This window comes from Pseudalkalibacillus hwajinpoensis (genome assembly GCF_039851965.1).
In the GTDB taxonomy this organism is placed as follows: domain Bacteria; phylum Bacillota; class Bacilli; order Bacillales; family Guptibacillaceae; genus Guptibacillus; species Guptibacillus hwajinpoensis_E.
On the sequence record NZ_CP156674.1, the window covers coordinates 2,857,118 to 2,878,213 of the forward strand.

The 21,096-nt window shown below is 41.2% G+C and carries 19 protein-coding genes; all 19 read left to right on the forward strand.

What is annotated here, in order from left to right:
• The first annotated feature begins 24 nt into the window (after positions 1-24).
• The 19 genes from prfB to glpK all read left to right on the forward strand — a co-directional run bounded on the left by prfB (position 25) and on the right by glpK (position 20,979).
• Positions 25-1,138 (forward strand): peptide chain release factor 2 gene (gene prfB / locus ABFG93_RS14780; RefSeq protein ID WP_347548791.1). Its coding sequence is split into 2 segments (ribosomal slippage): positions 25-96 and positions 98-1,138, totalling 1,113 coding nucleotides; the frame shifts between segments, so codons are not numbered across the junction.
• A gap of 276 nt (positions 1,139-1,414) precedes the next feature.
• Positions 1,415-2,287: a YitT family protein gene (locus ABFG93_RS14785; protein WP_347548792.1), complete on the forward strand. Its 873-nt coding sequence runs from the start codon at positions 1,415-1,417 to the stop codon at positions 2,285-2,287.
• 46 nt (positions 2,288-2,333) lie between these two features.
• Positions 2,334-2,699: a c-type cytochrome gene (locus ABFG93_RS14790; protein WP_347548793.1), complete on the forward strand. Its 366-nt coding sequence runs from the start codon at positions 2,334-2,336 to the stop codon at positions 2,697-2,699.
• Positions 2,700-3,047: 348 nt separating this feature from the next.
• A complete protein-coding gene (ftsE, locus tag ABFG93_RS14795; RefSeq protein ID WP_347548794.1) occupies positions 3,048-3,734 on the forward strand; it encodes a cell division ATP-binding protein FtsE in 687 nt (228 codons plus the stop codon).
• Positions 3,724-4,617, forward strand: a complete 894-nt coding sequence (gene ftsX / locus ABFG93_RS14800; protein ID WP_347548795.1) for a permease-like cell division protein FtsX — start codon at positions 3,724-3,726, stop codon at positions 4,615-4,617. The genes ftsE and ftsX overlap by 11 nt, the downstream gene beginning before the upstream one ends.
• A gap of 52 nt (positions 4,618-4,669) precedes the next feature.
• Positions 4,670-6,004: a murein hydrolase activator EnvC family protein gene (locus tag ABFG93_RS14805; protein WP_347548796.1), complete on the forward strand. Its 1,335-nt coding sequence runs from the start codon at positions 4,670-4,672 to the stop codon at positions 6,002-6,004.
• A gap of 147 nt (positions 6,005-6,151) precedes the next feature.
• Positions 6,152-7,591 carry a S41 family peptidase gene (locus ABFG93_RS14810; protein ID WP_347552857.1) on the forward strand — a complete coding sequence of 480 codons (1,440 nt, stop codon included), beginning with the start codon at positions 6,152-6,154 and terminating at the stop codon, positions 7,589-7,591.
• A gap of 134 nt (positions 7,592-7,725) precedes the next feature.
• A complete protein-coding gene (locus ABFG93_RS14815; RefSeq protein WP_347548797.1) occupies positions 7,726-8,919 on the forward strand; it encodes a PDZ domain-containing protein in 1,194 nt (397 codons plus the stop codon).
• Between the two features lie 274 nt (positions 8,920-9,193).
• Positions 9,194-9,535, forward strand: coding sequence for a hypothetical protein (locus ABFG93_RS14820; protein WP_347548798.1), 342 nt, complete (start codon positions 9,194-9,196; stop codon positions 9,533-9,535).
• A 213-nt stretch (positions 9,536-9,748) separates the two neighbouring features.
• Positions 9,749-10,321, forward strand: coding sequence for an acyl-CoA thioesterase (locus tag ABFG93_RS14825; RefSeq protein ID WP_347548799.1), 573 nt, complete (start codon positions 9,749-9,751; stop codon positions 10,319-10,321).
• A gap of 90 nt (positions 10,322-10,411) precedes the next feature.
• Entirely contained in the window at positions 10,412-10,642 is a 231-nt protein-coding gene (locus ABFG93_RS14830; RefSeq protein ID WP_347548800.1) for a DUF2198 family protein, read from the forward strand.
• 311 nt (positions 10,643-10,953) lie between these two features.
• A complete protein-coding gene (uvrB, locus tag ABFG93_RS14835) occupies positions 10,954-12,930 on the forward strand; it encodes an excinuclease ABC subunit UvrB (RefSeq protein ID WP_347552858.1) in 1,977 nt (658 codons plus the stop codon).
• Positions 12,931-12,937: 7 nt separating this feature from the next.
• On the forward strand, positions 12,938-15,805 hold the full coding sequence (gene uvrA, locus ABFG93_RS14840; protein ID WP_347548801.1) for an excinuclease ABC subunit UvrA: 2,868 nt from the start codon (positions 12,938-12,940) through the stop codon (positions 15,803-15,805).
• Positions 15,806-15,977: 172 nt separating this feature from the next.
• Positions 15,978-16,271: a DUF4870 domain-containing protein gene (locus tag ABFG93_RS14845; protein ID WP_347548802.1), complete on the forward strand. Its 294-nt coding sequence runs from the start codon at positions 15,978-15,980 to the stop codon at positions 16,269-16,271.
• 51 nt (positions 16,272-16,322) lie between these two features.
• The gene (locus ABFG93_RS14850; protein WP_347548803.1) at positions 16,323-17,375 is read left to right on the forward strand and encodes a DUF4097 family beta strand repeat-containing protein; all 1,053 of its coding nucleotides are present in this window, start codon (positions 16,323-16,325) and stop codon (positions 17,373-17,375) included.
• Positions 17,376-17,423: 48 nt separating this feature from the next.
• A complete protein-coding gene (locus ABFG93_RS14855; RefSeq protein ID WP_347548804.1) occupies positions 17,424-17,786 on the forward strand; it encodes a phage holin family protein in 363 nt (120 codons plus the stop codon).
• Positions 17,787-17,864: 78 nt separating this feature from the next.
• Positions 17,865-18,431: a glycerol-3-phosphate responsive antiterminator gene (locus tag ABFG93_RS14860; RefSeq protein ID WP_347548805.1), complete on the forward strand. Its 567-nt coding sequence runs from the start codon at positions 17,865-17,867 to the stop codon at positions 18,429-18,431.
• A gap of 192 nt (positions 18,432-18,623) precedes the next feature.
• Complete coding sequence (locus ABFG93_RS14865; protein WP_347548806.1) at positions 18,624-19,451, forward strand: MIP/aquaporin family protein; 828 nt, start codon at positions 18,624-18,626, stop codon at positions 19,449-19,451.
• Positions 19,452-19,482: 31 nt separating this feature from the next.
• A complete protein-coding gene (gene glpK / locus ABFG93_RS14870) occupies positions 19,483-20,979 on the forward strand; it encodes a glycerol kinase GlpK (protein ID WP_347548807.1) in 1,497 nt (498 codons plus the stop codon).
• The last annotated feature ends 117 nt before the right edge of the window (positions 20,980-21,096 follow it).

Sequence of the window (21,096 nt, forward strand, 5' to 3'; positions counted from 1 at the left end):
ACTAATGAAGTTGAGGTGTATGCAATGGAAATGCATGAAATTCGGACGGAATTAAATACGATTGAAACACGATTAAATGATTTTAGGGGGTCTCTTTGACCTCGAAAACAAGAAAGCTCGAATAGATGAACTCGACATCCTGATGACCGATCCTGATTTTTGGAACGATCAGAATGCAGCCCAGACTGTTATTAATGAATCAAACAGTCTGAAAGAAATGGTTAATGAATATGACTCACTTAAAGACAGCTACGAAAATCTCGAAGTTTCTTATGAACTTGTCAAAGAAGAAAACGATCAAGAGCTTTTTGAAGATCTTGAAAGTGAAATTAAAGAGTTAAAAAAGTCACTTAATAACTTTGAATTAACGCTGTTATTAAGTGAAGAGCATGATAAAAACAACGCGATTTTAGAATTACATCCAGGTGCAGGAGGCACGGAATCCCAGGACTGGGCTTCCATGCTGCTTCGGATGTATACGCGCTACGGTGAGAAAAAAGGTTTTAAAGTTGAAACACTTGATTACCTACCCGGTGACGAAGCTGGTGTTAAGAGCGTAACACTGAATATAAAAGGTCATAATGCTTACGGATACCTGAAGGCTGAAAAAGGTGTGCATCGCCTTGTACGTATCTCGCCATTCGATTCAAGTGGTCGTCGTCATACGTCATTTGTTTCTTGCGAAGTCATGCCAGAATTCAATGATGAGATTGAGATCGAAATTCGAACTGAAGACCTGAAAATTGATACGTATCGTGCAAGTGGTGCGGGTGGTCAGCACGTCAACACTACCGATTCAGCAGTACGTATTACTCACCTGCCAACAAAGGTAGTTGTTAGCTGTCAGTCAGAGCGCTCTCAAATTAAAAACCGTGATCATGCGATGAAAATGTTGAAGGCTAAACTTTATCAGCGCCGAATTGAAGAACAGGAAGCAGAGCTTGCTGAAATTCGCGGTGAACAGAAGGAAATTGGCTGGGGAAGCCAGATTCGCTCGTACGTGTTCCATCCATATAGTATGGTAAAAGACCATCGTACGAATATGGAGGTTGGGAATACCCAATCTGTCATGGATGGTGACCTTGATCCATTTATTGATGCTTTTCTACGTTCGCGTTTAAATGATCATAATGAATAATCCGTATCCCTCCTGCTAAAGCAGGAGGTTTTTTGTGGTTGGTTAAGGTCAAGAGGGTTAATAAATTGGACGCTACAGGAAAAGCTATGAAGATCACAAAAGCACCCGTTATCCTTATCGAATTATAGTTGTAGTAACTTTGGATTCTGAACACTTCAGTATGATAACGCGCTGCTACAATGCGGTTTACACTCTATATGCCCAGTGATATACTACTGGAGAATTTTGCTGAATATTCGGCAACGATGAATTTCATAGAAGTGAGTGAATGATATTATGATAGCAACTGTAGCGAAGTTTACAGCAAGAAAAGTATCACCATCACACAAAGTTCTGGAATACATAAGCGTTATTATTGGATCTGCCTTTGTGGCTATTGCTTTTAACCTCTTTCTTCTTCCAAATAGCATTGCTTCTGGAGGGGTAAGTGGGATAAGTACCATTACAAAAGGTGTATTCGACTGGAAGCCAGCCTACGTGCAATGGGCGTTTAACATTCCACTTTTTATTAGCGGACTTATTTTTCTTGGGAAAAAATATGGACCTAAAACGCTTGTAGGGACGTTATTTCTCCCATTTGTGGTTAAATTGACAGAGAACGTGGAGCCTGCTACAACTGATCCCCTTCTTGGCGCACTGTTTGGTGGTCTTGGCGTTGGTCTTGGTCTTGGAATCGTATTTAGAGGAAAAGCTTCTACAGGTGGAACGGATCTAGCTGCTCAAATTGTCAACAAATATAGCGGCATATCACTAGGAACATGTGTCTTTATGATTGATGGACTGATTGTAGTAGCATCGGCATTCGTATTCAGTCTTGAAGAAGCTCTATATGCCCTAATTGCAATGTATTTAACTGGTAAAACCATTGACGTTGTTCAGCTTGGACTCGGCTATTCTAAGATGGCTCTTATCATTTCTGATAAAGAAGAAGAGCTCAGGGAAGGGATTTTAACGGTCGTCGATCGAGGAGTGACAAAGATCTCTGGACAGGGGGGCTACACAAACGATAAGCGCCCTATTTTAATGGTTGTTGTTGCCCAAAATGAAGTGACAAAATTGAAGGAACTCGTGAAAGGTGTTGACCCTTCCGCTTTTGTAATTGTTTCGAATGCAACAGAAGTGCTCGGAGAAGGTTTTAAGAAAGAGTAATCTGGTTATAGTAACCTTAATTAACTTGAAAATTGAGGTGATCGTATTGAAAAAATGGATAACGGTTGTACTTACCCTGTTTCTAATTATTGGACTCGCCGCCTGTGGTACTGGCGGCAATGAGGGGACAGACAATCAAGGAACTGATGAGAAAGCTTCAGAAGAAAACGGCGATTCGGCCGGAGATTATGATGCTGAGGCTGCAAGGGCTTCATACGAATCGCAATGCTTGAGCTGCCACGGTGAGAATCTTGAGGGAAAGGTTGGCCCTAATATATCAGATATTGGTGCTCGCCTGCCTAAAGATGCCATTCTATCAACAATAAAAAACGGTAAAGGTCAAATGCCAGGCAACCTACTTGAAGGGAAAGAAGCCGAAAATGTAGCCAACTGGCTTGCAGATATGAAATAATGACGGCTAAAACACTCGCGAAGGCGAGTGTTTTCTCATTTAGTTAAATAATATCTACTAAACAGGACAAAGATTGAGTTCGTATATTGCGAATAATGAAAGAATGTGGGAAAGCAAAACAGCTTAACTCTGGGAAAATCACTGGAATATTAAAGAGTTATTGCAAAAGATGTCATATAAACACGCTACTGAAACAAAAATGTAATAAAAATTTGTCTTAAATTAGCGAATTTGTTTGTTATAATGTCTTCAGATGTAAAGGACAATACAGTAACAAACTAATCATATGAAAAACCTATCTTCTAAGAATTTGCATCGAGAATTTAAGCAAGTAGGAAGTGGTACATTTTGATCGAAATGAAAGATGTTTGGAAAACATACAACAATGGGGTTAAAGCTATTAATGGCATTGACATCAAGATTAACAAAGGCGAATTTGTCTACATAGTAGGTCCAAGTGGTGCCGGTAAATCAACCTTTATGCGAATGATGTACCGGGAAGAGAAGCCAACAAGTGGAACAATCATCATCAATGGAAAAGACGTTGGCAAAATGAAGAATAGGCATGTTCCGAAGCTACGTCGCGAAATCGGCGTTGTTTTTCAGGACTTCAAGCTTCTTCCGAGGCTAACCGTATATGAAAACGTCGCTTTTGCTCTTGAAGTCATCGAAGAAAGCAAAGCAGCTACGCGCAAACGAGTAATGGATGTGCTGAGTCTCGTAAATTTGAAAAACAAAGCCAGGTTCCTACCGGATGAGCTTTCTGGAGGGGAACAGCAGAGGGTTTCAATAGCAAGAGCGATCGTCAATAGCCCTAACATTCTGCTCACAGATGAGCCGACAGGTAATCTTGATCCTGAAACAGCATGGGGCATAATGGATTTACTTGATCAAATCAATAATCGCGGAACAACGGTATTAATGGCAACTCATAATAAAGATATTGTGAATACCTTTAGAAAACGTGTAATTGCAATTGATGGCGGTTTGGTTACCCGTGATGAAGCAAGAGGTGAGTACGGGTATGAAAATTAGAACATTGGGCCGTCATGGAAAAGAAGGTTTTAAAAATCTCGGCCGGAACGGCTGGATGACTTTCGCTTCTATATCGGCAGTAACCGTTACGTTGCTACTAGTCGGCGTTTGTCTTGCTTTACTTCTTAATCTAAATGCATTTGGTGACCAGATTGAAAGCGATGTTGAAATTAGTGCGTTCATTGATATAACAGCTGAGCAAGAGCAGCAAGACGAACTGAAAAGCAAAATCGAAAATATTCCTGAAGTTGAATCGGCTACCTTTCAGTCAAAAGAAGAAGGACTCGATAATTTGATTGATAACCTCGGTGATGATGGAGAAGTTTTTGAATCTCTGAGGGATGAGAACCCTTTAAGCGATGCATTTCTTATCAAAACAACTGATCCACAGGATGTCAATAAAGTTGCTGAAGAAATTAAGCAGCTAGAAAATGTGCAGGATGTAGAGTTTGCCGAAGATACGGTAAATCGATTATTTAAAGTTCTTGAAATTGCTCGGAACGTTGGACTGGCACTTGTTGTAGGATTACTATTTACAGCCATGTTCCTCATTTCAAATACAATTAAACTAACAATTGTTGCCAGGAGCCATGAAATTGAAATTATGAAACTCGTAGGTGCGACAAATTGGTTCATTCGCTGGCCGTTCTTGATTGAAGGATTGTTGATTGGAATCTTAGGATCACTCATTCCAATTGGTATTCTCATGTACGGCTACTATTATTTGATTGAATTAATAAATAATCGTTTTCCTACATTTATCATTGACTTACTTCCAGTAACACCGTTTATCTATCAACTTTCAGGACTTCTCGTTGTCCTCGGGGTCATTATCGGATTATGGGGAAGTCTTACATCAATGCGTAAGTTTTTGAAAGTATAACTTTAGAGAATACCAGATAAATAGAATGATCTATTTGGGGGAGGAACAAAGATTGAAGCGTAAAGTGATAGCAACAGCTTTAACATTGACTTTAGGATTAAGCGGACTAACAACTGCAGCAATTCCACAAACGACTCATGCAGCATCTCTTGACGAGAAATTAGACAAGGTTAAAGAAGAGAAGTCAACGAATCAACAAGAACTGAAAGAAAAGGAATCTGAACTTGCTGAGGTAAAAGAAGAACAGGACCAGGTACATGCAGAGATTGAACGTTTGGACAAAGAAGTTGCAGATACAGACGAAAAGATCTCAACAAAAGAAAGCGAAATTAATGAAACAAACGCACAGATCACTCAACTTAAAGAAGAAATTGCAGTTCTTGAAGAAAGAATTGCAGAACGGGATAAGCTTCTAAAAGATCGTGTGCGCTCTATGCAACAAAATGGCGGTGGGACTGTTGATTATATGGAAGTCCTGCTTGGAGCAACAACTTTTGGAGATTTTGTAGAACGTGTACTTGCTCTAAATACCATTGCTGATCAGGATAAAAAGATTCTTGAGGAGCATAAGGCGGACATGCTTGCTGTAGAAGAAAAGAAAGCTGAAGTAGAAGACAAGCTCGCTTCACTTGAAGAGAAGAAGGCTGAACTTGTAAGTCTTAAGAAAGAACTTGACGCTAAGAAAGCTGAAAAGGATAAACTAATGAAGTCTCTTGAATTAGAAGAAGGCGAGCTTCATAATCATATGATGGACTTGAATGAAACTGCAGATCTTTTAGAAGCTCAAGAAAAAGCAGTTCAACAGGAAATCAAACGTGCTGAAGAAGCTGCACGCAAGGCTGAAGCGGAGCGTAAAGCTAGAGCTAAAGCAGAGGCAGAAGCAAAGGCAGCGGCTGAAGCAAAAGCTGCATCAAGTAGCTCGAAGTCTGCTCCGGAGCCTGAGCCAGAACCTGCTCCAGCTCCAGAACCTGCTCCAGCCCCATCAGCTTCAAGCAGTGCTAGCTTCCAAAAACCAGCACCTGGTGCTTTCACTTCAGGAATGGGTCAGCGCTGGGGATCTTTCCACGCTGGAGTTGATATTGCACAGGCCGGCGACCCGCCTGTAACAGCAGCAGCTGATGGAACTGTATTAAAATCTTATGAATCATCAACTTATGGAAATGTTGTTTTCCTTACGCATAGCATTAATGGGCAAATGTACACAACAGTTTATGCACACCTGAAGAATCGCGCTGTTTCCACTGGCCAATCCGTAAGTGCAGGTACTTACCTTGGAACAATGGGTAACACCGGAGCTTCTAAGGGACAGCATTTGCATTTTGAAATCCATAAAGGTTCATGGAATGCAAGTAAGTCAAATGCTATAAATCCTCGTAACTTTTTCTAAAAGTACTATCGGATTCATCTACTTATTGTGGGACATGGAAACATAATGAAAACAACTGAATCATATAGTACAATAAGATGAAAAGGCATCGCATCGTTATGATGGGATGCCTTTTCTTTCAAATTAGAAGAGGTGAGTACATTGAAAATACAGGGGAAAGTTGCCGCGTTACTTGTTGTGATCGCCTTACTCATAGGTTCAGGTGGTACATATGCGGCATTTGCACTATTTCAGGACGAGCCGAGCAGCAGTGAGCAATCTCTCAAACAAAATTCCGGTAGTGATATTGCCTCAGAAGAACTCCAGAAAATCAATAAAACCTATGAATTGATTACAGATCGCTACGTAAGCGATGTAAATCAAAAGGACCTTTTGGATGGCGCAATAAAGGGTATGATTGATACGCTTGAAGATCCTTATTCCGTTTATATGGATCCGGAAACAGCCGAGCAATTTAGCCAGTCCCTCGGGTCATCATTCGAGGGTATTGGTGCAGAGGTCAGTATGGAGGATGGAAGAGTAACTATTGTCTCACCTTATAAAGATTCACCAGCTGAAAAGGCGGGGCTTCGTCCAAACGATAAAATCATGACAATTGATGGCGAGAGTACAGAAGGATTGGATTTGTATGATGCCGTTCTAAAAATTCGTGGTGAAAAGGGGACGGTTGTAAATCTAGGTGTTCTGCGTCCTGGTGTTTCAGAAGTAATGGAAGTGAAAGTAACCCGAGATGAAATACCAATTGAAACGGTTTACGCTAAGACAATTGAAGAAAACGGGAAAACAATCGGTGTGTTACAGGTAACATCGTTTTCAGAGAATACAGCCGAAAGCTTTTCGAAAGAACTTAAGAAACTTGAAGATCAAGGAATAGATGGATTGGTTCTTGATGTTCGAAATAACCCTGGTGGCCTTTTGAATGTGGTTTCTGACATGTCAGAAGAACTGATTCCGAATGACAAACCGTATGTTCAAATCGAAGATCGTCAGGGTGAGAAGCAGAGCTCTGTTTCATCTCTTGAGGAGAAAAAAGACTACCCGATCGTAGGCCTAATTGACCGAGGCAGTGCTTCCGCTGCTGAAATTTTGGCAGGTGCACTTAAGGAAGCTGGCGGATATGATCTTGTTGGTGAAACCTCTTTCGGTAAAGGAACTGTTCAAACGACAGTTGATCTTGGTGATGGAAGTAACATCAAGCTTACTATGTACAAATGGTTAACACCTGACGGGAACTGGATTCATAAAGAAGGAATTGAACCGACAGTGAAAGCTGAGCAGCCTGCTTACTTTTATGTGAATCCACTTTCAGCCGAAAAGACACTTGAATATGATCAGAATAATGAACAGGTTGAATCTGCTCAGGTAATGCTGAAAGGACTTGGATTCGAACCTGGTCGAACAGATGGCTACTATAGCGATAAAACGACAACCGCAGTAAAAGCATTTCAGCGTTCGAATGATCTAACTGTATCTGGAAAAATTGATGAAAAAACGGCACAAAAACTGCAAGAGAATATCGTCGATTCTATTCGTAATCCTGAAAATGATGTGCAGCTTGAAACTGCTGTGGAACTTCTTACAAAGTAAATTCAAGAAGGAAACAGGCAGTTGATGTCGAAGCTATTCCGCAGGAAACCCTGCGGAATTTTTTTCTGATGTGGTTATCGAAAGTAAGATGGTTTTTTCCAACAGGACTGCAAAGAAACATGGAGGAGAATTTGATGATGGATACTATTGGTCTTTCCATACTTAAGGGGTTGCTTAGTTTTTTAATGCACCCTCTAACGTATATCACGCTACTGGGAGCATTTATCCTTGGTCTTTCGCGAGTGAAACGAGATCGCAGAGATTTTCATACTCGTGTTCACGATGTACTGGACGATCTGGTTTTTGCAATTGTTCCGGGATTCATTATGGGTGCAATTTTTATGATCGTCAATTTGTTTCTTGGCATCACCTTACCGCTTAGTATTACAGTCGCTTTAAGTATCGCTGGCTTCTTCCTATTGATTACGGGCCAAATTCGCTTTTTATCACCGGCTTTCGTATTTATTTTACCTGTACTACTAGTTGAATTTTATACACCAATCGATTTAGGTATTGAGCGTTTAAACTCTATACAGAATGGTATTGACTCTGTCTCAATGATCACTCCTGCATTACTGGTTGGTTTTTTAGTATTGATCGAAGGAATTCTGATTTCTCGAAATGCTGGGAAACAAACATCTCCGCGATTAGTTGAAAGTAAACGTGGAAAGCTTGTAGGCGCCCATGAAGTTCAGAAACTATGGCTCCTTCCGTTATTTCTTTTTATTCCAGCGGGAAACGTAGAAGCCCTTTCATGGTGGCCACTTCTTCAATTCGGCGATCAGGCATATTCTTTCTTCATCCTGCCATTTCCTATCGGATTTCGAAAGCTCATTCACCACGCACTACCTTTGCCTGAAATGAAAAATAACGGCAGGCAGGTGGCGTTATTAGGTGGGATTGGCGTTTTAATTGGGTTTGTCAGTTACTTTCTAACTATAGAATGGTTGGCTCTTCTAACACTAATTTTGATGGCTGTAGGTCGTGCCGCCATCTTACTTCTTCATCGTGGTAAAAATAAAGCTGCCTATTTCAATGAGCGAAATGAGGGACTTGTTATTCTTGGGATCCTCCCTGAGTCTCCAGCTGATCAAATGAATTTACGTGTGGGTGAAGTTATTTCGAAAGTGAATGGCGTTTCTTTAGGACGAGGAATGGATTTATATACTGCTCTTCAGCAAAATGCAGCATTTTGTAAAATGGAGGTTCTTGATTTTAATGGTGAAGTGAGATTTGAACAAAAAGCGCTCTACAATAATACTCATCATGAGTTAGGGTTGCTGTTTGTGAAGGATCATCGTTTTAGTGAAGTAGTGGAAGCTCAGTAGCTTATAGGAAAAAGAAGAAGGCGATATTCATTGCCTTCTTCTTTTTTGACTCTGTTAATGTATCGTAATGAATTTATAATCGATTAAATATTAAACTACTTTCCTAAAGAATATCTATGCCAATTTGTTATAGGTTGTATTCAAGAAAAATATGGAATTTTAAAAGGTGTTTTACAGTCTTCATGGTTGCGTTTTCAGTGTTTTAGGCAGTCTTGTCTCTACTTGTGCTTCTTGCTACACTTTCATCAATCATATCGCAAAGGAGCATGTCGAAATGACTGGAGAAAAGCAGCTGCAGCAGCAATTAATAGATTTAAATGAAAGAGAATTGAAGTTGCTTCAGAAATTCGAAATAGAGCGGGAAACGATTATGGGTCAAATGCAATCTGGAAGCACAGTTTTGAAAGAAGCGCCTGCTAAAGAAGTTATTGAAATTCTTGAACGTTCTCAGGTTGGAATGGGGCCACTTTATTTATCTGATCAGCTTGAAAAGCATTATGGAATAACGATCTCAACATCTTCTTTATACGATGTTCTCATGATGCTTGCCGGATCCAGTAACTATCCAATTACAAGAATCAGTGAACGAGGATTTAAATATAGCGTATCAAGCTAAATCGCCTGTTTTATCCCAGCCTTAAGGGGCAGTAAAACCCCCACCTCAAAATGTAAATCAATCGAGACGTTTAGGTGGGGGTCAACTGCCCCTAAAGGTCCGATTGGTTCAACTAACCATCAGAGGGGGATGAAGCAAATCCCCCTCTGATGGAAGTTTCACTTTATACTCATAGTAATTTAGTTTTTGAAAAAGAAAGAAAAGGTGATTATAATGGAGCAAGTTTTAGAGAATGGAACGTTGAAATCAACTAATGATTCTCGAACGGCGAAAGCAACAGTCGTCAATCCAACTCATACGAATATTCATGGAACATTATTTGGTGGCCAACTAATGGCGTTTATTGATGATGTGGCGTTAATTTCAGCCACACGTCATTCAAGAAGACCCTGTGTAACAGCTTCCACAGATTCGGTTGATTTTCTTCACCCGATTCATCAGGGAGACATTGTGTGTCTTGAGTCAATGGTAACCTGGACTCATAAAACGTCTATGGAAGTATTTGTGAAAGCTATTGCTGAGAAAATGTTCACAGGTGAGCGCCATGTATGTGCAACAGCTCTTCTCACATTTGTAGCTCTTGACGAAGAAGGGAATCCGGTAGAAGTACCAGGTGTTTACCCTGAAACAGAAGAGGAACAATTTTTGAATGAAACGGCTGAAGAACGAAAAGAGCTTCGTAAAGGCAGAAAAGGCGAGAGTAGAAAGCTAGCACGAGAATTTGGTACGCCTAAACCGTGGGATACAAATACAAAGAATTTCCCCTCTTATGATTATGATAAGTAATTAATGTGTTTTACTTGGTCATCATAGCATTCTTCTCCCTCTTTGTTGTAAGATGGAGGGAGAGTGCTTAGAGAGGGGAACTTCATTATTATGCAAGAAATTTTAGCAGCTTTGTTGATACCTGCGATTATTATGGTCGTGTTTACACGTGTTACATATAATACTTATGTAAGCTTTGGGTTAACGCTTCTGTTTATGTGGGCTGTATTCGGTGGAATTGATCACCCGATATATTTAATTATTTTAACCATTGTATCTTCCCTTATTGGATTCTATTTTTCTAAGAAAACGCAAAAACAAAATAAGAAAAAGATGAAGTAGCGCTGTTCTGAAAAGAATAGGCGCTTCTTTTTCGTTCTATACTGGTAAATGAGATAGAAGATTAATCTGTGCTACCAGCTGAACAGATTAAGAATGGATGAAGTAGGGAAATGGCAATAATGGTATTCTATTTGATCAATTAGGATCGTCTGGAAGCTTACATAGTTAGTACATGTGAATCAGTTATTTTTTCTTGTATGTGAGATGAGAATAGCAAAAAATATGGGAATATCAGTTCGCTTTATTTGAAGATTTGACCTTTATCTATGCTATAATAAATGTTAGAGATTAAAGGAACGGAGGCGAAGATGGTGGAAAGAAAGTTTGAATTGGTATCGGATTATGAGCCAGAGGGAGATCAACCTGAGGCGATAAAAAAACTTGTTGAAGGTGTTCGAAGCAAGGAGCGCCACCAGACGCTGCTTGGAGCAACAGGGACGGGTAAAACCTTCACAATGTCAAACGTCATTCAGGAAGTTAATAAACCAACGCTCATTATCGCACATAACAAGACACTTGCTGGACAACTATACAGTGAATTTAAAGAGTACTTTCCGAATAACGCAGTTGAATACTTCGTTAGCTATTACGATTATTATCAGCCTGAAGCGTACATTCCACATTCAGATACGTTCATTGAGAAAGATGCAAGTATCAATGACGAGATTGATAAGCTTCGCCACTCCGCTACATCGAGTTTATTTGAACGTAACGATGTCATTATTGTAGCAAGTGTTTCATGCATATACGGTCTCGGTAATCCTGAAGAGTACAAAAGTCTGGTTGTTTCTCTTCGAAAAGGGATGGAAAAAGATCGAGACCAATTGCTCCGTGACATGGTCGACGTTCAGTATGCCAGGAATGATATTAATTTCACGCGCGGTACATTTCGAGTACGGGGTGATGTTGTTGAAATTTTCCCAGCTTCTCGTGATGAACACTGTATTCGGGTCGAGTTTTTCGGTGATGAAATTGATCGCATTACAGAAGTGAATTCGCTGACAGGTGAAATTCTAGGTGAGCGTGAACATGTCGCAATCTTCCCGGCTTCCCACTTCGTAACCCGTGAAGAGAAGCTAAAACTTGCGATTCAACGAATCGAGGCTGAACTAGAAGAACGTCTTAAAGTGTTAAACAATGAAGGCAAGTTGCTTGAAGCACAGCGCCTTGAGCAGCGAACAAGGTATGATGTTGAAATGATGGCTGAAATGGGATTCTGTTCAGGCATTGAAAACTACTCCAGGCATTTGACATTACGGGATGCGGGGGCAACTCCATATACATTGATGGATTATTTTCCAGAAGACTTTCTAATCATGGTCGATGAGTCACATGTTACACTTCCGCAGGTAAGAGGGATGTACAATGGTGACCAGGCAAGGAAAGGTGTACTTGTAGACCATGGTTTTAGACTCCCTTCTGCAAAAGATAATCGACCGCTGCGTTTTGAAGAGTTTGAGGAAAAAGCGCATCAGTTTGTGTATGTTTCTGCAACACCAGGTCCTTATGAAGAAGAACATTCTACAAGAGTCGTTGAACAAATTATCCGTCCAACAGGTCTTCTTGATCCGACGATTGAAATTCGTCCGATTGAAGGGCAGATTGACGACCTTCTTGATGAAATTAATAAAAGATCAGAGCGGAATGAACGGGTTCTTGTCACAACCCTGACTAAAAAGATGTCTGAGGACTTAACAGATTACTTACTCGAAATGGGGGTAAAGGTACGTTACCTGCACTCTGAAATTAAGACTCTTGAACGAATTGAAATCATTCGTGATTTACGGTTGGGTGTATTTGACGTTCTAGTAGGCATTAATTTACTTAGAGAAGGACTTGATATTCCTGAAGTGTCACTCGTGACCATATTGGATGCTGATAAGGAAGGCTTCCTGAGATCAGAACGGTCGTTAATACAAACAATCGGGCGCGCTGCTCGTAACTCAGGTGGACATGTAATCCTGTACGCTGATAAAGTGACGAAATCGATGGATATAGCGATTAATGAAACTAATAGACGCCGCGAAATACAAATGGATTACAATGAAAAATATGGCATTACTCCTAAGACCATCCAGAAAAAAGTTCGCGAAGGTATTCGCGCTACAGTCGCTGCTGAAGATGGCGAGGAGTACACTGTTCCTAAACAAGGTAAAATGACGAAACAGGAACGAGCAAAAGTGATTGAAAATGTCGAAAAAGAAATGAAGGAATCTGCACGAGAACTGAATTTCGAGCGTGCTGCTGAATTACGTGATTTATTATTAGAGCTTAAAGCGGAAGGATGACGAATAGATGGCAAACGAGGAGATCGTCGTCAAAGGGGCAAGAGCCCACAATTTAAAAAATATTGATGTGTCAATTCCAAGAGATAAGCTGGTCGTTGTGACCGGTTTATCCGGATCTGGTAAGTCTTCTCTTGCCTTTGATACTATCTATGCAGAAGGACAGAGACGCTACGTTGAGTCCCTGTCTGCTTATGCCAGACAATTCCTTGGTCAGATGGATAAACCCGATGTGGATGCGATAGAGGGCCTTTCGCCCGCCATTTCGATTGACCAGAAAACGACAAGTCGTAATCCGCGTTCTACCGTAGGTACAGTAACAGAAATCTACGATTACCTGCGTTTATTATTTGCAAGAATCGGTCGACCGGTCTGTCCAAGGCACGGTGTGGAAATTACTTCGCAGACGATTGAGCAGATGGTCGATCGAATTCTAACTTATGAAGAGAGAACGAAATTACAGATTCTCGCCCCGGTCGTATCAGGACGAAAGGGCGAGCACGTCAAAGCATTAGAAGATATTAAAAAGCAAGGTTATGTGCGCGTTCGAGTTGACGGTGAAATGTTGGAAGTTGCGGACGATATTTCTCTTGAGAAAAACAAAAAGCACTCCATCGAAGTGGTCATTGATCGTATCGTCGTAAAAGATGGGGTTCAATCACGACTGGCAGATTCTCTGGAAACCGCTCTAAATCTTGGTAGTGGTCAGGTGATCGTAGATGTGATGGGTCAGGAAGAATTGCTGTTCAACCAGCACCATGCCTGTCCTTACTGTGGATTCTCAATTGGTGATCTGGAGCCAAGGTTGTTTTCTTTCAACAGCCCGTTCGGTGCCTGTCCTTCTTGTGATGGACTTGGTTTAAAGCTTGAGGTAGACCTTGATCTTGTCATACCAGATTGGGATAAATCACTTCGCGAGCATGCGCTTGCTCCGTGGGAGCCGGTGAGCTCAAACTATTATCCACAGCTTCTTGAAAGTGTATGCAATCATTTTGGCATCGACATGGACACGCCTGTTAATAAGATTCCTCGAGCGCAACTTGATAAGGTTCTTTACGGAAGCGATGGAGAGAAAGTTTATTTCAGATATGAAAATGACTTCGGTCAGGTTCGTGAAAATAACATTATTTTTGAAGGTGTTATTCCAAATGTGGAACGTCGTTATCGTGAAACAAGTTCTGATTATATTCGCGAGCAAATGGAAGCCTATATGGCGCAAAAACCATGTCCGACATGTAAAGGCTACCGTTTAAAGAAAGAAGCGCGTTCCGTTTTAATAAACGGCAAGCATATCGGGGAAGCGACTGAATACGCCATTAAAGATGCGGCAGGTTTTTTCGATCAGCTTGAGCTCACAGCAAAAGAAGCAACTATTGGGAAAATGATCCTGCGTGAGATACAGGATCGTTTAGGTTTCCTCGTCAATGTAGGGCTTGATTACTTAACGTTAAACCGTTCAGCCGGAACATTATCAGGTGGAGAAGCGCAGCGTATTCGGCTTGCTACTCAGGTTGGTTCAAGATTAATGGGTGTTTTATATATTCTAGATGAACCCTCAATTGGGCTTCATCAGCGTGATAACGATCGCTTAATTTCAACGCTTGAGAATATGAGAGATCTTGGAAACACACTTATAGTTGTTGAGCATGATGAAGATACGATGCTCGCGGCAGATCACATTATTGATATTGGCCCGGGCGCTGGTGCTCATGGTGGTTACATTACGTCAGAAGGGACCCCTGCTGAAATTATGGATGATCCCGAATCACTGACTGGTGAATATCTTTCAGGGAAGAAGTTTATTCCCGTACCACCTGAACGTAGAAAACCTGATGGCCGCTTCATTGAAATAGTTGGAGCAAAGGAAAATAACCTTAAAAATACGAAAGCTAAGATACCAATTGGATTGCTTACCTGTGTAACAGGGGTTTCAGGCTCAGGGAAAAGTACGCTTATTAATGAAATTCTGTATAAAGCTCTGGCTCAGAAGCTTCATAAGGCAAAAGACAAGCCAGGTGAGCACAAGAAAATCAACGGTCTTGAACACGTTGATAAAGTCATTGATATTGACCAGTCGCCAATTGGCCGTACGCCGCGTTCCAATCCTGCAACGTATACAGGAGTATTTGATGCTATTCGCGATGTATTTGCACAGACTAATGAAGCAAAAGTGCGAGGATATAAAAAGGGTCGCTTTAGCTTTAATGTGAAAGGTGGGCGTTGTGAAGCCTGCCGTGGTGATGGAATTATTAAAATTGAAATGCACTTCCTTCCTGATGTCTATGTCCCATGTGAAGTGTGTCATGGGAAACGATACAACCGGGAGACGCTTGAGATTGAATATAAAGGCAAGAACATAGCTGATATTTTAGCGATGACGGTTGAGGATGGTCTTGAATTCTTTAAGAACATTCCGAAGATAAACCGTAAACTTCAAACCCTTTATGATGTAGGCTTAAGCTATATAAAGCTTGGACAGCCTGCGACAACGGTTTCTGGTGGTGAAGCCCAGCGTGTAAAGCTGGCATCACAGCTTTACAAACGATCAACTGGTAAAACGCTCTATATTCTTGATGAACCGACAACTGGTCTTCATGTAGACGATATCTCGCGTCTTCTTGAAGTGCTGCAGCGTCTCGTGGAAAACGGTGATTCAGTATTGATTATCGAACATAATCTTGATGTGATTAAAACAGCTGACCACCTCGTTGACCTTGGACCAGAAGGCGGAGACGGTGGTGGAGAAGTTATCGTAACCGGTACACCTGAAAAGATTGCAAAGGAAGAGCGCTCTTACACAGGACGCTATCTAGCACCGATCCTTGAGCGGGATAAAAATCGCATGAAGAAAAGGATGGAACAAACGCAATCTGTTTAATGTGAAAAAGGTAGCTTCTAGCTGCCTTTTTTTCATATCAGTGAAAACTGATGTGATGTTCAGAAAAATAGAATATTCTACGCTTTTTAATGATTCTTTTTTTGCTTTTTGAAACTTTATTTTTGACGAATCGTATAGAGTAGGGAGAGAATGTTGAAAGGGGAAACAAAACATGTCTGTTGAAAAAGTAATGTCCTCTCTTTGTTATTTCAGTGTGTTTTTTGCACCGTTTCTCTTTCCAATCATTGTTTTTCTTGTAATGAGAGACGAAGAGGTTTCTTACCACGCAAAGCGAGCAATTCTATCTCATTTGTTTCCGTTTGTTAGTTTAATTCTTGCCTTCATTACACTGTTTGTATTAGATGTGGGAACAGTTATTATTCTAGGCATCTTTGTGTTTGGCTTATTAAATGTCATTGTGTTCATCTGGAACATTGTAAAAGGGATTCAGGTTCTCCGCTGGTAATTGTTCACGTGAAAGTTCACAAGAATCGATCAAAAAAAGGAGATGTTTTACATGAACGAAGAACGCAGAATGATTTTAAAAATGATTGAGGATGGCAAAATTTCAGCTGATGAAGGTACAAAGCTATTAAAAGCGCTTGGAAGCAATGAAGAAGCTGGTGAGCATAAAAGGGAAAAGACGTCTGACCACGCAGATCGAACAACAGCCTCAGGCTATAAAGTAGGACAATTCGTTGAATCGCTTATCCAAAAAGTAAAAGATATGGACCTCGATTTTAATTTTGGTTCTTCTGAGGAAGTGTCCCATGTCTTTGAGCAATCAGACGTTGATCCAAAGACGCTGGATGTTCACATCAGAAACGGTGAAATCACATTGCAAACATGGGATCGGAATGATGTAAAAATAGATTGTCGTGCAAATATCTATCGTGTATCCAATCAGCAAGATGCCAGAGATAAACTTCTCCGTGATACGTACTTCTCTGTAGAGAATGGCAGGATGACGTTTAAATCAGAACGCGCAGATGTGAAAGTTAGTCTTGTGATTTATGTTCCTTCTTCCGACTATGAGGGAATCTGGGTGACAACGTTCAATGGAGATGTGACAGGTGAAAATATGACGTCTGCGAAAGCAAAGCTGAAAACAGCCAACGGTAAAATAGGTGTTCGTAAATCATCCGTTAAAGTTCTCGAGGCTGAAACGGGAAATGGAGCGATTGTTGTCGAAGGATCATCTGGAGAAATTTGTGAACTTGAGACAGCCAATGGTCCGATTACAATTGACGGCACCTTTGTGGAAACAGAAGCTCAATCTATGAATGGAACGATTCGTCATACTCTTCAAAATCCGGTCAATGGCAGTGCTGATTTTAAAACAGTAAACGGTACAATCCACGTTGTTGTTCCAAAAGGGATGAATATAAAAGGAGATTTGAAATCGACTATTGGTGCGATTACGACAGATCTCGATCATATGAGTATTTTACGTGAGAAAAAGGAAATCTCTCAGCGATTGAAAAAGTTTAGAACAGAAGAAGAATCAGAGCATAGCTATCGCATTGAAGCTAACTCAACTGCTGGATCCATTTCTGTTTCTTACTTGTAACTTCTGGTTTGCTTAATTAGCTATTGTATTGATAAAGGAGGGAAGCGGATGCGGCAATGGATTTTGAGTTTGTTGGTAAACAGTGTGGTTTTAATGGTTGTTGCAGGGTACTTTGAAGGGTTCTTTCTAAAAGGTGTAGGGGCCGCCATCCTTGCAAGTGTAATTCTTGCACTGGTGAATGTCTTTATCAAACCAATTCTAATTCTGCTTACGCTTCCCGTTACGATCATAACACTTGGTCTTTTTCTAATCGTGATTAATGCCTTTACCCTGATGATTACGGCCTATTTAATGGGAGATGCATTTACCATTGATGGTTTTTGGATGGCGCTGATTGCGTCACTCATCATAGGTCTCTTGAACCTATTGACCGAGAAGATTGTCATCGATCCGATACGAAATAAAGACTAGATAGCACGCCATCCCGGCGTGCTTTTTCTATCTATCAGCTTTTTTGGTAAGATGAAGGGAGTAAAGGGGAGAAGCCTCATGTCATTTCATAATCAAAGTATATTGCCCGCTGTTCGAAAGATGCGCGATTTTGAAACGTTATTGAATAGCAACTACACGTATATTGTGCTTTTAGATACCCATCTCGGTCAATTGAAGTCCGTAGTGAAGGAAGGAACGCGAGCAGGAAAGAAAATATTGTTACATGCTGATCTTGTTCAGGGTTTAAGAAATGATGAGCACGGTGCTGAGTTTCTTTGTCAGGAAGTGAAGCCTGCTGGATTAATATCGACAAGGTCAAATGTGCTCTCTGTTGCGAAAAGAAGAGGGATACTTTCGGTTCAGCGGTTATTTATGCTTGATTCCATGGCCCTTGATACAAGCTACAGTATGGTAAGAAACACGCAGCCAGATTGTGTGGAGGTGCTGCCAGGGATTATCCCTCAAGTGTTTGAAGAACTTCACGAAGAAATAAAGGTTCCCATTTTTGCAGGTGGATTTATTCGCTCAGTAGAGGACGTGGAAGCCGCGTTGAGTGGAGGGGCAGCTGCTGTCACAACTTCTAAAAAAGATCTGTGGAAACATTACGAGCCTAAAAATACTTGACACCGCTTACATTTATCTGTTTAAATAATAGACAGGTTAATAGCTCGTGCCTGAGATGAGGAGACCACACTAGAACCCTATCAACTGATAGGGAAAATTAGTGTGGTCTTTTTATTTTCCCTTTTAAGATTACGAAAAGAGGGAATGGTTCCAGGAAGGGTTTATTAAAAAACTCATAAGGAAGGTGAGACAATGTCTCCTTTTATTGGCGAAATACTTGGGACAATGATCTTGATCATTTTTGGCGGTGGTGTTGTCGCCAACGTCAACCTACAGGATTCAAAGGCACAGGGGGGCGGCTGGATCGTGGTTGCACTCGGTTGGGGACTTGGTGTATCGATGGGGGTTTATGCAGCCGGTCAAGTTAGTGGAGCCCATCTTAATCCAGCAGTAACGCTTGGATTAGCAGCAGTTGGTGATTTTCCCTGGAGTGATGTACCAAGGTACATAACAGCTCAGATGATTGGTGCATTTCTCGGTGGATGTATTGTGTTCTTTCATTTTCTTCCTCACTTTCGTAAGGAAGAAGATAAAGCGCTTAAACTGGCAGTGTTTTCAACTGATCCTGCGATCCCACACACCTTCAGTAATTTTTTAAGTGAATTTATTGGGACAGCGATGCTATTGATTGGTTTACTTGCCATCGGTTCGAATGAATTCACGGAAGGACTTAATCCTTTCATTGTCGGATTTTTAATTGTAGCAATCGGTCTTTCTTTAGGAGGTACAACAGGATATGCGATTAATCCTGCCAGGGATCTTGGACCTAGACTTGCTCACTATTTCTTACCAATACCTGGAAAGGGTGATTCGAACTGGCGGTATGCCTGGATTCCAGTAGTAGCCCCCGCAGCAGGTGGGATGTATGGTGCTATTTTATTCAAAGCTGTAACTGAGGCAAACTACAACATGGTTTTCTGGATTTCTTCACTTATTGTGGCTGTTCTATTCATAGGACTCTATCAAATGGGAGAAAAATTACCAGACAGCATTCAGTCTGGTCCAGAAGTTCAAAATTAAAGCGTTTACTAATTTATAGGGAGGAATTACTATGTCAAAGAAGTTTATTCTATCACTCGATCAAGGAACAACAAGCTCTCGTGCCATCCTTTTTAATAAGAAAGGGGAAATTGTAAACGTTGCCCAAAAAGAATTCAAGCAGCATTTTCCGAAATCAGGTTGGGTTGAACATGATGCACAGGAAATCTGGAGCTCGATTCTCTCCGTAATGGCACAGGTGCTCTCTTCAAATTCCGGTTTGTCTGCAAAGGACATAGAAGCAATCGGGATTACAAATCAGCGTGAAACAACTGTTGTGTGGGATAAAAATACTGGAAAGCCTGTTTATAACGCAATCGTCTGGCAGTCTCGTCAAACAGCAGGGATCGTCAATGAGCTGAAAGCACAGGGGCACAGTGATATGGTGCAAGATAAAACGGGCCTATTGATTGATGCTTATTTCTCAGGAACGAAAGTGAAATGGATTCTTGATAATGTTGATGGTGCTCGTGAGAAAGCGGAAAATGGCGATCTGCTATTCGGTACAATTGATACATGGCTAATCTGGAAGCTGTCTGGTGGAGAAGCCCACGTTACTGACTACACGAATGCATCACGGACAATGATGTATAACATTTATGATTTGAAATGGGATGATGAGCTTCTTGAAATGTTAACGGTGCCAAAATCTATGCTTCCAGAAGTTCGTCCATCATCTGAAGTGTATGCTAACACAGTTGATTATCATTTCTTCGGTCAAAATGTTCCAATCGCAGGGGTTGCTGGTGACCAGCAAGCAGCATTATTTGGACAGGCCTGCTACGAAAAAGGAATGGCCAAAAACACTTACGGTACCGGTTGCTTCATGCTGATGAATACAGGTGAAAAAGCGGTGAAGTCTGAGAATGGATTATTAACTACCATTGCGTGGGGCGTTGATGGTAAAGTGGAATACGCTCTTGAGGGCAGTATTTTCGTTGCCGGTTCGGCTATTCAGTGGTTACGTGACGGTCTTCGTATGTTCAATGAATCCCCTGAAAGTGAACGATATGCAGAGCGAGTTGAATCAACAGATGGGGTTTATATGGTGCCTGCATTTGTTGGGCTTGGAACGCCGTACTGGGATAGCGATGTCAAAGGCGCAGTATTCGGCTTAACACGTGGAACAAGTAAGGAACACTTTGTTCGTGCCACTCTTGAATCGCTTGCTTACCAGACGAGAGACGTCCTAGATGCGATGACGGCTGATGCAGGCATTGATTTAAAAACACTACGCGTTGACGGAGGGGTTGTAAACAATAACTTCCTAATGCAATTCCAGAGCGATATGATCGGAGTGCCAGTGGAACGTCCGATAATAAGCGAAACGACTGCTCTCGGTGCTGCTTATTTAGCGGGACTTGCTACGGGATACTGGGAGAGTCGAGAGGAAATTGAGCAACAGTGGAAATTGGATCGTTCATTCGAGCCAGAAATGGAAGCAGAACAAAAAGAAGAATTGTATGATGGTTGGAAAAAGGCAGTGCATGCCACAATGGCGTTTAAATAATCTTTAAGTGTAGGCATTCTTATAGAGATTGTGCTACAATAGGGTTAAGTTAATAGTAATTTGGTCGGAGAATAGGAGAAGACCACAGCGCTCAAGCATGGGAAAGTCATGTCTTGG